The organism is Bacillota bacterium, from assembly GCA_040754315.1.
Classification (GTDB): domain Bacteria; phylum Bacillota; class Sulfobacillia; order DUSP01; family JBFMCS01; genus JBFMCS01.
Map to the genome: position 1 here is coordinate 1 of JBFMCS010000061.1, position 10,199 is coordinate 10,199.

Sequence of the window (10,199 nt, forward strand, 5' to 3'; positions counted from 1 at the left end):
CCTCGGAAACAAATATTCCATCCCAAGGATCGTGGAAAGCCTGAACAAATCATCAGGAAGCCATCTCGAAGAAAACTGGTATGTCTTCGACCACGCCGATGAGATCACAAAAGCAATCACCGAAAAATTCGGCGTAGATCTCAGCCGCAAGTATCTTAGACTAGGGGACATTAAAAAAATCCTGGGGGGCCACGAAGAAAACCTGAATACGCAACCACTTTATGTAGCATAAAAATGCCGCCGAGTGCTTACTACACAGGGCCCCGGCGGCATCTATTGCTCCGGTTGCTGCAAAAGTCAGGTTAAACCCAGGAGCCCGCCAGCGTCAACGGACGGAGCCTGGCGGGGGACTATGTATGAGGGTTATGCTCTTTACATGCGGTGAGCGTACAAAGACAGACCAGGTTGTCAAAATCTTGTTCAGAAGAACCCTTCTAGGTCTCCTGGTAGAGTTGCTCCCCAATTCGCAAGAGCCTTGTTCTAGACCCACCGGATGGACCCCTTTCCGCGCCAAGTCCTGTTATGCCGTGGCTTCCGCCTGAGGGAGGTCCGTAACTTATCACGGAAGAATGCGCCACCGGGTCGTGCTCTTTTCGGATTCGTGTTATCATGGAACCTGAGAAACCCTGAGGGAGTTGATGCCTGTGAGGATCCGGCAATTAATCTGGGGCGCGCTGTTTGTTGCCCTGGCCCTCTTTTTGCCCATGGCCTTCCATGCGGTGGGGCTTGGCCGCATATTCCTGCCCATGCACATCCCCGTGCTCATGGCGGGGCTCCTGGCGGGGCCCTCCGTGGGTCTCACGGTGGGGATAACCTCACCCATACTCAGTGCCATCCTCACGGGTATGCCACCACTCATGCCGCCCACAGCGCAGGTAATGCTCTTTGAGCTTGGCGTTTACGGCTTGGCTGCTGGACTGCTCCACCATCGACTCCACCTAGGCATACTCCCCTCCTTGATCCTGGCTATACTAGGGGGCAGGCTCATCTACGGCGTCCTGGGGTGGCTGGTGCTCCCTCTCCTGGGCCTCCCTGGGATACCCCTTCTCTACCCGCTTACAGTGGGCCTGACCACGAGCCTCCCGGGTGTTCTCCTGCAGCTGGTTGTGGTACCCTCAGTGGTCTACGCTGCTGAACGTACTGGCGTCTTCCAGGGTGCACGTGGGAGGGCATAAGGGCATGGATGTGGACGCCACACCGTATTGAGGAGTACTTCCATGAGCTGGCCCGCGGGTCGGACAACATGAGGCTCTCCACCCTCCCCAGAGGGTGGAGAGCCTCATGCCCCTCCTGGATCTCCGGGCAGCCAGTGCTGGATGTGGGGATGGGCCGAGGAGTGCTTCTCCCCTGCTCCTAGCCAATGTGGGGCTAGCTCGCTCCGTCACAACCGCGGGCGTGTCCGGGAAGGCGCTGGCTGAGGCCAGGAGGAAACACCACCGGCCAAACCTCTCCTTCGTTAAGGCCCCAGCCAAGCGGCTTCACCTGGAGGGTGCCAGATTTGACCACGTCATCCTCTTCTTCTGCTTCGCTCACCTTTCCAGCAAGGCCATGGCCCTGCGTGAGGCCAGGCGAGTCCTGACCCCCCATGGGATGCTCCTAATCGCCTACGACATGGGGCGGAGGCAGATGGACAGCATCCAAAGCGACGCGGGCCAGCCGGTGGATCTCCACCACCTAGCGCCAGCGGAGGACTTTGGCAACCTCGCCAGGTCTGAAGGCTTCGAAACCCTCCTCTTTTGGGATGAGGAGGAACACTACGCCGTCCTCGCCCGGAAACTATAGAAGGCTAGACACCTCCTGGTACACGTTCAAGGTGGCATCCTCAAGTATGTCCACCACATCAGAGGCCTCGGACTCCTTCATGATCAAGGGCGGGCAGAGGATGAAGTGATCCCCAGCGCCACCGGCGGTGCCGCTGCCGGGATAGATGGTGAGTCCCCGGTCCAGGCAAGCCCTGGAGAGTCGCTGGGACACCTTCAGGTCCTTCGGGAAGGGGGTCCTCCTGGCTTTGTCCTGGACCAGTTCTATCCCGGCCATGAGTCCCAGGCCTCTCACATCTCCCACCATGGGGTTTTCCAGCAGCCTCTCCAGCTCGGCCAGCAGGTGCCCCCCCACGCTGGCTGCCCTGGACGCCAGGTTCTCCCTCTCCATGATGCCCAGCACGGCGCTGGCGGCCGCTGCTCCCACCGGGTGTGCGCCGAAGGTGAGGACGTGCTCGAAGGGGTTCTCCTGGAAAGCGGAGGCCAGCTTCTGCCCCATCATCACCGCCCCCATGGGGGAGTAGCCGGAGCTCAGCCCCTTGGCCACGGTCATCATGTCAGGCACAGCATCCCAGTGCTCTACCGCGAAGTACTTCCCGGTCCTGCCGAAGCCTGTCATGACCTCGTCGGCGATGAAAAGAATGCCCCACCTGTTGCATATCTCACGGATCAAGGGGAAGTACTCAGGAGGCGGTACCAGGGCCCCCCCCGCGGCACCCACCACAGGCTCGGCTATGAAGGCCGACACCCTGCCAGGCCCAACCTCCCTGATGACGGTGTCCAGGTCATGGGCACACTTCACCCCGCAGCCAGGGTATTCCAGGCCGAAGGGACACCGGTAGCAGTAGCAGGGCTCAACCTTGGGGTACTCCAGGAGCATCGGCTTGAACTTGCGGGTCCTCCCCTCATAACCCGAGATGGAGAGCGCCCCCATGGTTGCCCCGTGGTAACTGATCTTCCGGGAGAGCACCACGTGGCGGTCCAGGTACCCCTGGTCATAGAAGTACTGCCGGGCCAGTTTCATGGCTACCTCCACCGCCTCGGATCCCCCTGAGACGAAGTGGAAGTACTTAAGGTCCCCCGGCGTCAGCTGGCCCAGCCTGGATGCGAGACCCTCGGCGGGGATGTTGGAGAATATGTTGGGAGCCGCGTAGGCCACGCTCTCGGCCTGTTCCTTCATGGCCTGAGCCACCTCCGCCCGGCCATGGCCCACGTTGACCACGGCTATCCCTGCGGTACCATCAATGTAGCGCTTCCCTGCAACGTCATAAAGGTAGACCCCGTCCCCCCGCTGGATGAGCGGGTGAGCCCTGGCCGGGTCAGTAAAGAACATGCTTCCTTGCCTGCTGCTCATTCATGCCCCACCTCCACAACGAACGCTTCGAGGCACTGGACCCTTTTCCTCCTCCGAGGCAGGAGTGAACGGCACGAAGGCAAAATACTGGAGGGTAAACCCAGACACCAAGCCCCCGGAGAAAGGGGTACGCGAATGCCGCATCACGTGGAGGTCGTATGCCTTGGAGAGGCCGTCGTAGACATGGTGTCCCTCCGAGCCGGGGCCACCATCAAGGACAGCCCTGGGTTCCTCAAGGCCCCCGGGGGGGCCCCTGCCAACGTGGCCGTGATGTTATCCCGCCTCGGTCATGGCGCCAGGTTCGTGGGGAAGGTCGGCCGGGACCCCTTCGGCCAGTTCCTCCAGGATGCCCTGGAAATGGAGGGTGTGGACACATCTCACCTCATCAAAACCGAGGACGCCAGGACCACGCTGGCCTTCGTGTCCCTGTCCAATTCCGGGGAGAGAGACTTCCTCTTTTACCGTAACCCCGGCGCTGACCTCCTCCTGGACGAAATCGAGGTGGGCCAGGCCTGCCTGGAGGGTGCCCGGATCCTCCACCTGGGCTCAGTGTCCCTTGCATCGAACCCTAGCCGCACCGCTACCCTGCGCTGCCTCCGGGACGCTCAGGCGCTGGGGCTCACCGTCACCTTCGACCCCAACCTCAGGCATGACCTCTGGGTGGCGGAGGCTGAGGCCCGCAGGTGGACCATGAGGGCCGTTGCCGGTGTAGAGGTACTCAAGCTGGCCACAGACGAGGCCATGTTCCTCAGCGGGGAGCACTCAGTGGAGGACGCGGCAGCCTGGCTCATCCACCAGGGGCCGGGACTGGTGGTAGTGACCCTGGGGGAACAGGGCTGCTATTATGCCCGGCAGGATGCGTCAGGGTGGATAATGCCATACCCCACCAACCCCGTGGACACCACCGGCGCCGGTGATGCCTTCATGGGAGCTCTCATAGCACGTCTCCTGGAGGCCCAGGTTCACCCCAGGGAACTTATGCCTTCGCAGATCGAGGACATTCTTTCCTTCTGCAACGCCGCGGGAGCCCTGGCGGTGTCCCGGCGAGGCGCCGTCCCTAGCCTCCCATCCCGCGAGGAGGTAGAGGCCCTGGTAGCCCAGGCAGCTGGCCCAGGCCTCTAGACCCCCCCCTGGCTCCCCCCCTGTTTTGCCCGGGCAGCCAGCCTCCACAGGCTCCTGGCCACCACCTTGACGGTGGCGGCGCCCGGGACCGCCAGTATGATCCCGAGGAAGCCAAACAACTGCCCTCCAGCCAGGACCGCCACGATGACCGCCAGGGGGTGCAACCCCACCCTGTCTCCCATGATCTTAGGGGCCAGCACCACGCTCTCCACCTGCTGGATGAGGACAAAGGCCAGGATCACCTTGAGGGCCAGCACCGGGGATTCCAGGAGCGCCAGGGCCACAGCGGGCATGGCGCCCAGGACCGGGCCGAAGTAGGGCACAAGTTCGAAGACGCCGGCGGTCAACCCCAGTATCACGGCGAATCTCACCCCTAGGAGCACCAGGGCAAGGGTGCTCAGCGCCCCAACGATCACCGCTATGGTTACCTGCCCCCTGATGAAGCCGCCGAGCACAGCGTCCAGCTCATCCAGGAAGGCCCACCACTGCCCCTTGGACTCCCGGGGAAGCGCGCGATTGACGGCGCTCTTTATGTGCTCCAGGTCCCTGAGTAGGTAGAAGGCGACCACAGGGGCAATGACGGCCAGGAGGAGACCCGAGAACAAGCCCAAGAGGGAGTCCACGGCGCTCCTGGTAAGCCTCTGCACCTGGGCCTCCAGGGCCGACACGGTGTCGTCAACGGCCTGCCTGAGGGCCTCAGGCAGCTCCGTACGGGCGTAACCCCGCTCGACCCTCTCCAGGAAGCCAGTGAGATCCCGGGCAAGGCCAGGCACGGCCTCCCCAAGCCCGGTGAGCTCCCCCAGGAGCGCGGGGAGGAGACGGGCAAAGACCAGGGCCAGGATGACCGCGATTACCGCGTAGATGCCGAGGATGGCGCCGGTCCGCCTGAAGCCCTTCCGCTCAAGGAGGTCCACAGCCGGCGAGAGGATGTAGACCATGGCTATGGCCAGGATGAACGGGGGCAGGACACCCCTTAACCGGAACAGGATAGCCGCGGCCCCAGTGCCCGCGGCTATCCCCAGCACCGCCCTGACCACCGCCTGCCTGTTCATGGTACCGTCAGTGACGCAGCCGCCTCTGGAGCATAGCCTTGACCTCGCCTATGGCGTCCCGGGTCTCGGATAGGATCCGGCCAGCCTTCATCCCAATGATCCTGCCCTTCTTCATGAGCGGCCTTCGCGGTTTTCCCTGAGTTCCAGGGATGTAGCGAGCCCCCAGTATCACCCCCAGGAGAGCCCCAGCCAGGAGACCATCGAAAAAGCCCCGCTTCATGTCATCACCCCAAATTGCGTTTTCTCTCACCCCACGCCATCGCCTCGTTCACCGGCACCCTCAAGCCCTCTTCGTCAATGCGATAGGCCTTCCAGCCCACCCGCGTGTGGTTGATCTCCACGAAGCAGTCCCGGCAGTAGAAGAGGTTCGTACCAATGCGGCCGACGGCGCGGCCTCGACACATGGGGCATGAGTCCTCGGACATCCATCTCGCCCTCCCCCTGGACCCGTCCCCCATATTATTCCCGGACCTGGGCCAAATGATGTCCCGCCCCCGGAAACCCCTTGCCCCAGGGACAATATGGAAGGTAAGCGCAGGGTAAAGCCAGGGAAGAATAGCTCAGAGTCTCGAGGACAAGGAGGGGTGAGAGAGTGCACCTGAGCCAGAGGGAAATACTGGAGATCAACGAGCGCATAGTGGCAAACCAGGTGGGGATCGAGAAGATCAGTGCCTGCATCGAGCAGACCCAGGACCCTGACATCCGGCACATGATGGAGCATCACCGGAACATCTACAACCAGCACGGGCAGGTGCTCATGAACTTCCTTCGGGGAGGAATGGGCAGGTAGGCCCGGAGAAAGGAGGATGTGTCCATGTATCATCAAGGAGCTGGAAGATTATCCGACAGGGCGCTTCTCTTGGAGCACCTCAACACGGAGAAACTCAAGGCCGTGTGGGATACCATGGGGGCCACGGAGTGTGCCACATCCGAACTCAAGAGGAGCTTCATCCAGATGGCTGAGGCTCACCTCAGCATGGCCGACGATGCCTTCAGGCTGGCCCAGGCCCGGGGCTGGTACCGGGTACCCGAACCACCGCCGCACCTGGCGGGGACCGTCGCCCACCAGTTCCTGCAGGGCCCAGCGCCATTCCCCAGCTAGGCTTCCCAGGGGGCCCCGGCAGGGGCCCCCTACTTGACAGCCCCGTGGATCACACCGCCCCCCAAGACCAGATCTCCCTGGTAGAATACGGCGGACTGCCCAGGAGTCACCGCCCTTTCCGGCTGGCTGAAGAGCACCCTCACACCCTCCCCTTCAGGGTAAAGGGTTGCCTCCACTGCGGCAGCGCGGTAGCGCACCTGCACGGTGGCAACCGTGGGCCCGGCCAGCCCAGCTATGGACACGAAGTTCACCGGCCGGGCCACGAGCCCTCGTGCCTCGAGGGCCCCAGCGGGGCCCAACACAACGGCATTCCTGGCCAGGTCGATCTCCACCACGTAAAGGGGCTTTCCCAGTGACACCCCCAGGCCCCGCCGCTGCCCTATAGTATAGAGGTGAATGCCCTTGTGGGTCCCGAGAACGTTGCCCTCCTGATCCATGATGGGCCCTGGCCGGAGGCCGTGGGGTGACCTGTCCTTGATGAAGGCCCCGTAGTCGCCCTGTATGAAGCAGATCTCCTGGCTTTCTCCCTTTTCGGCCACGGGTAATCCCACCTTCCGGGCGATGCCACGGGTCTCAACCTTCCTGAGGCCCCCTAGGGGGAAGAGGGCTATCCCAAGCTGGTCCTGGCCAAGACCCCAAAGGACGTAGCTCTGGTCCTTAGAGCGGTCTAAACCCCTCCTTAGGATGTACCGACCGCTGGCCAAATCCCTTTCACTCCTGGCGTAGTGGCCTGTGGCCAGGCGGCTGGCCCCCAGTGCTCGAGCCCTGGCCCAGAGGGCCCCGAACTTGATGGTGCGGTTGCAGTAGACACACGGGTTGGGGGTACAGCCCTTTAGGTACTCCTGGCAGAAGTAGTCCACCACCTCCTCGAACTGGCCTTGGAGGTCCAGCACGTGATGGGGGATCCCCAGGAAGGCAGCAACGCGGCCCGCGTCCCTGATGCCGCCCGTTTTTGCCGAGGGCCAGACCCTCATGGTGATTCCCACTACATCATGTCCCTGTTCCTTCAGGAGCGCTGCCGCGACGGAACTGTCCACCCCGCCGCTCATGGCAACGACTACCTTGAGCCGCCCGGTCACGTCACCACCCCTAGACCGCTTCCTGCCGGAGCAGTCTCCCCTTGTAGTCTTCGATGGCCTTCTGCAAGGCGTCTGCCGCCAGGTTCGAGCAGTGCATCTTCACAGGAGGGAGGCCCCCCAGGGCACCCGCCACCATCCTGTTGGTGACCTCCATGGCCTCCTCCAGCGACATCCCCTTGACCATTTCCGTGAGCACGCTAGACGTGGCGATAGCCGCACCACACCCGAAGGTCATGAAGCGTGCCTCCTCTATCCGCCCATCCTTGACCTTGATGGCCAGCCGGAGCACATCACCACACACGGGGTTTCCAACCTGGCCCACCCCGTCGGCGTCTTCCATCTCACCGACGTTTCTGGGGTTACAGAAGTGGTCCATGACCTTCTCGTTGTACATTACCGCGGCTCTCCCTTCCTCGCCAGTGGTGACATTTCCCTCAGTCTCTTCACTATCCCGGGGAATACCCCGATAACGTAGTCCACGTCCTCCACAGTGTTCTCGTAGCCCAGGGTCATCCGCAGGGATCCGTGGGCCTCTTCGTGATCCAGGCCCATGGCCAAGAGCACATGGGAGGGCTCCAGGGACCCCGAGGTGCACGCTGAGCCGCTGGAACACCCAATGCCTGCCATATCCAGGTTGAGGAGCATGGACTCTCCCTCAACATAGGCGACGCTCACATTGCTGTTGTTAGGCAGCCGGTGGGAAGGGTGCCCGTTCAGGCGCGTCTCCTCCACCTCGAGAAGCCCGCTGATAAGCCGGTCCCTGAGGTATCTCACGTGGGATACCCGGGAATCCATCTCCGCCCGGGCCAGCCGGGCGGCCTCTCCTAGCCCAACTATGCCCGGAACACCTTCGGTACCTGGCCTTCGCTGTTTCTCGTGGGCCCCGCCATAGGCGATGGGGCGGATCTTGGTGCCCTTCCGGATGTAGAGGGCGCCCACCCCCTTTGGCCCGTACATCTTGTGCCCGGACAGGCTCATGAGATCCACGGCTAGGTCCTCAACGTCCACGGGAATGGCCCCGGCGGCCTGCACAGCGTCGGAGTGAAAGGTAACCTCGGCCTCCCGGCACACAAGGCCGATCTCGGCCAAGCGCTGGATCGTGCCTACCTCATTGTTGGCCATCATGACTGTAACCAGGACGGTGCTGGGCCTGATGGCCGCCCGCACGTCATCGGGGGAGACCATGCCGAAGTAGTCCACGGGCAGGTAGGTTACCTCGTAACCACGGTGCTTCTCCAGGTACTCACAGGTGTGCAGTATTGCGTGGTGCTCAATGGCGGAGGTGATGATATGATTACCCTTCTTCTCCAGGGCCTCAGCGACACCCCTCACTGCCATGTTGTCCGATTCCGTGCCCCCGCTGGTAAACACTATCTCTTCTGGCTGCGCCCCCACCAGGCTGGCCACATGCTCCCTCGCTTCCTCCATGCCCTTGCGGGCCTCCCTGCCGAACTGGTGAATGCTGGAGGGGTTCCCGAACACATCCAGCATATAGCGGGTCATGACATCCACCACTTCCTTGCGCACCGGGGTGGTGGCTGCATGATCCAGGTATACCCTTCGCATCTGGAGATCCCCCTTCTCACTGATCCTCTGGACGCGCATCCTTCCTGTGGGCCTCCACCAGGTCCGCCAGGGATATGGAGTCCAGGACCTCGGCCACGGACTTCGCCACTCGCTCCCAGACGCCCCGGGCGACACAGCCCTCAGCACAACCACAATGCTCGACGGCGCCATCTCCCACGCACTCTGTGGGGGCGATGGTGCCCTCCATCACCCTGACTATCTTGCCCACGGTGATGCCAGAGGCAGGCATGTTCAGGGAATAGCCTCCCCTAGCCCCGCGAGCGCTCTTCACAAGCCCCGCCCGGCGCAAGAAGACCATGAGTTGTTCCAGGTAGTCGGGGCTGAGCCCCTGGCGCCTGGCAATATCCTTCAGCGGCAGGGGGGCCTCAGCCTCAGAGACGGCCAGCTCGTACATCGCCTTGACGCCATATCGTCCCTTGGTAGACAACATCATGATAATCCTGACCTCCAAAGTCGGCTTTACACAATGCATCGTACCACCTGAGAGTGCCTGGCGTCAATATACCGACTTGCATCAACCAAAAGGTACTCGAAATGAGGTCATTGCATCAAGACAAAAAAGTACTCGAAGAAGGGAGGTGCCATGGATGGTTCGAACTCTAGATGACCATAACATGAGAGGAGAAGAAACCGTGGCGCTCACTTTGGCCTAGAAGAGGGCTGTGGTGAGGGAGTTGGCCGTGAAGTATCGAAGGGCTTCGAAGAAGGCCAAGTGGCGTCTCTTAGATGATCTTATGGAACTGGTAGGTTATAATCGCTCCTATGCTGCCAGGGTTCTAAGATGCGGCTACAAAGAAAGGCCTCAGGGAAGGAGGCGTAACTGCGGGAGGAAAACCTATTCCGAAGATGTAAAGAGGGCTCTCAAAAAGAGCTGGGCCATCTTAGACTTCCCTTCCGGCAAACGGCTTGTCCCCTTTATACCGGAGGTTGTTCCAGTACTTGAGAGTTTTGGTGAGTTGACCCTTAGGGAAGAGACCCGGGCCAAGATTTTTGGTATCAGCTCGGCCACGGTCGTGCGGCTACTGAGGCCCGAAAGAACAAGACTTGAGTTAAGGGGGCGGACCGGTACTAAACCCGGCTCCCTCCTGAAAAACGACATCCCCGCCAAGACCTTCGCCGATTGGAACGACACGGAGCCTGGGT

General features: G+C 61.8%; 15 protein-coding genes. 7 read left to right on the forward strand and 8 right to left on the reverse strand.

Features of this window, described 5'->3' with window-relative positions; all coding sequences use genetic code 11:
- From AB1576_13720 to AB1576_13730, 3 genes are all read left to right on the forward strand, one after another.
- On the forward strand, window positions 1-232 hold a 232-nt coding region (locus AB1576_13720), incomplete at its 5' end, for a hypothetical protein (GenBank protein ID MEW6082783.1).
- A gap of 412 nt (window positions 233-644) precedes the next feature.
- Window positions 645-1,175, forward strand: a complete 531-nt coding sequence (locus AB1576_13725) for an ECF transporter S component (protein ID MEW6082784.1) — start codon at window positions 645-647, stop codon at window positions 1,173-1,175.
- 106 nt (window positions 1,176-1,281) lie between these two features.
- Window positions 1,282-1,782 carry a class I SAM-dependent methyltransferase gene (locus AB1576_13730; protein ID MEW6082785.1) on the forward strand — a complete coding sequence of 167 codons (501 nt, stop codon included), beginning with the start codon at window positions 1,282-1,284 and terminating at the stop codon, window positions 1,780-1,782.
- On the opposite strand, the gene AB1576_13735 is transcribed toward AB1576_13730, so the two are convergent.
- Window positions 1,777-3,114, reverse strand: coding sequence for an aspartate aminotransferase family protein (locus AB1576_13735; GenBank protein ID MEW6082786.1), 1,338 nt, complete (start codon window positions 3,112-3,114; stop codon window positions 1,777-1,779). The genes AB1576_13730 and AB1576_13735 overlap by 6 nt on opposite strands.
- Window positions 3,115-3,249: 135 nt before the next feature.
- Between AB1576_13735 and AB1576_13740 the strand changes: the two genes are divergently transcribed.
- A complete protein-coding gene (locus AB1576_13740; protein MEW6082787.1) occupies window positions 3,250-4,236 on the forward strand; it encodes a carbohydrate kinase in 987 nt (328 codons plus the stop codon).
- Here AB1576_13740 and AB1576_13745 read toward each other — a convergent pair.
- Genes AB1576_13745 through AB1576_13755 form a run of 3 tightly spaced genes read right to left on the reverse strand, consistent with a single transcriptional unit; the run spans window position 4,233 to window position 5,713 of the window.
- Window positions 4,233-5,273, reverse strand: coding sequence for an AI-2E family transporter (locus tag AB1576_13745; GenBank protein MEW6082788.1), 1,041 nt, complete (start codon window positions 5,271-5,273; stop codon window positions 4,233-4,235). The two genes, AB1576_13740 and AB1576_13745, sit on opposite strands and share 4 nt — an antisense overlap.
- A 22-nt stretch (window positions 5,274-5,295) precedes the next feature.
- Window positions 5,296-5,508, reverse strand: coding sequence for a hypothetical protein (locus tag AB1576_13750; protein MEW6082789.1), 213 nt, complete (start codon window positions 5,506-5,508; stop codon window positions 5,296-5,298).
- A 4-nt stretch (window positions 5,509-5,512) separates the two neighbouring features.
- Complete coding sequence (locus tag AB1576_13755; GenBank protein ID MEW6082790.1) at window positions 5,513-5,713, reverse strand: hypothetical protein; 201 nt, start codon at window positions 5,711-5,713, stop codon at window positions 5,513-5,515.
- Between the two features lie 167 nt (window positions 5,714-5,880).
- On the opposite strand from AB1576_13755, the gene AB1576_13760 reads away from it, so the two are divergent.
- Window positions 5,881-6,078 carry a hypothetical protein gene (locus tag AB1576_13760; protein MEW6082791.1) on the forward strand — a complete coding sequence of 66 codons (198 nt, stop codon included), beginning with the start codon at window positions 5,881-5,883 and terminating at the stop codon, window positions 6,076-6,078.
- 24 nt (window positions 6,079-6,102) lie between these two features.
- Window positions 6,103-6,390 (forward strand): spore coat protein, encoded by a 288-nt coding sequence (locus AB1576_13765; protein MEW6082792.1) that lies wholly within the window; start codon window positions 6,103-6,105, stop codon window positions 6,388-6,390.
- 29 nt (window positions 6,391-6,419) lie between these two features.
- On the opposite strand, the gene mnmA is transcribed toward AB1576_13765, so the two are convergent.
- From mnmA to AB1576_13785, 4 genes are read right to left on the reverse strand one after another with little or no spacing between them, the layout of a single operon-like run.
- Complete coding sequence (gene mnmA / locus AB1576_13770; GenBank protein ID MEW6082793.1) at window positions 6,420-7,469, reverse strand: tRNA 2-thiouridine(34) synthase MnmA; 1,050 nt, start codon at window positions 7,467-7,469, stop codon at window positions 6,420-6,422.
- 10 nt (window positions 7,470-7,479) lie between these two features.
- The gene (nifU, locus tag AB1576_13775) at window positions 7,480-7,863 is read right to left on the reverse strand and encodes a Fe-S cluster assembly scaffold protein NifU (protein MEW6082794.1); all 384 of its coding nucleotides are present in this window, start codon (window positions 7,861-7,863) and stop codon (window positions 7,480-7,482) included.
- Window positions 7,863-9,035 (reverse strand): cysteine desulfurase NifS, encoded by a 1,173-nt coding sequence (gene nifS / locus AB1576_13780; protein MEW6082795.1) that lies wholly within the window; start codon window positions 9,033-9,035, stop codon window positions 7,863-7,865. The genes nifU and nifS overlap by 1 nt, the downstream gene beginning before the upstream one ends.
- A 16-nt stretch (window positions 9,036-9,051) precedes the next feature.
- The gene (locus tag AB1576_13785; GenBank protein MEW6082796.1) at window positions 9,052-9,489 is read right to left on the reverse strand and encodes an Rrf2 family transcriptional regulator; all 438 of its coding nucleotides are present in this window, start codon (window positions 9,487-9,489) and stop codon (window positions 9,052-9,054) included.
- 232 nt (window positions 9,490-9,721) lie between these two features.
- On the opposite strand from AB1576_13785, the gene AB1576_13790 reads away from it, so the two are divergent.
- The coding region (locus AB1576_13790; protein ID MEW6082797.1) for an integrase at window positions 9,722-10,199 on the forward strand (478 nt) is incomplete at its 3' end.

What these genes read in the sequence shown, in the direction of transcription:
- AB1576_13730 (MEW6082785.1), top strand. Translation starts at nt 1,282, where the DNA reads ATGCCCCTCCTGGATCTCCGGGCAGCCAGTGCTGGATGTGGGGATGGG.
- AB1576_13740 (MEW6082787.1), top strand. Translation starts at nt 3,250, where the DNA reads ATGCCGCATCACGTGGAGGTCGTATGCCTTGGAGAGGCCGTCGTAGAC.
- nifS (MEW6082795.1), bottom strand. Translation starts at nt 9,035, where the DNA reads ATGCGAAGGGTATACCTGGATCATGCAGCCACCACCCCGGTGCGCAAG.
- nifU (MEW6082794.1), bottom strand. Translation starts at nt 7,863, where the DNA reads ATGTACAACGAGAAGGTCATGGACCACTTCTGTAACCCCAGAAACGTC.
- AB1576_13785 (MEW6082796.1), bottom strand. Translation starts at nt 9,489, where the DNA reads ATGATGTTGTCTACCAAGGGACGATATGGCGTCAAGGCGATGTACGAG.
- AB1576_13750 (MEW6082789.1), bottom strand. Translation starts at nt 5,508, where the DNA reads ATGAAGCGGGGCTTTTTCGATGGTCTCCTGGCTGGGGCTCTCCTGGGG.
- AB1576_13755 (MEW6082790.1), bottom strand. Translation starts at nt 5,713, where the DNA reads ATGTCCGAGGACTCATGCCCCATGTGTCGAGGCCGCGCCGTCGGCCGC.
- AB1576_13765 (MEW6082792.1), top strand. Translation starts at nt 6,103, where the DNA reads ATGTATCATCAAGGAGCTGGAAGATTATCCGACAGGGCGCTTCTCTTG.
- AB1576_13735 (MEW6082786.1), bottom strand. Translation starts at nt 3,114, where the DNA reads ATGAGCAGCAGGCAAGGAAGCATGTTCTTTACTGACCCGGCCAGGGCT.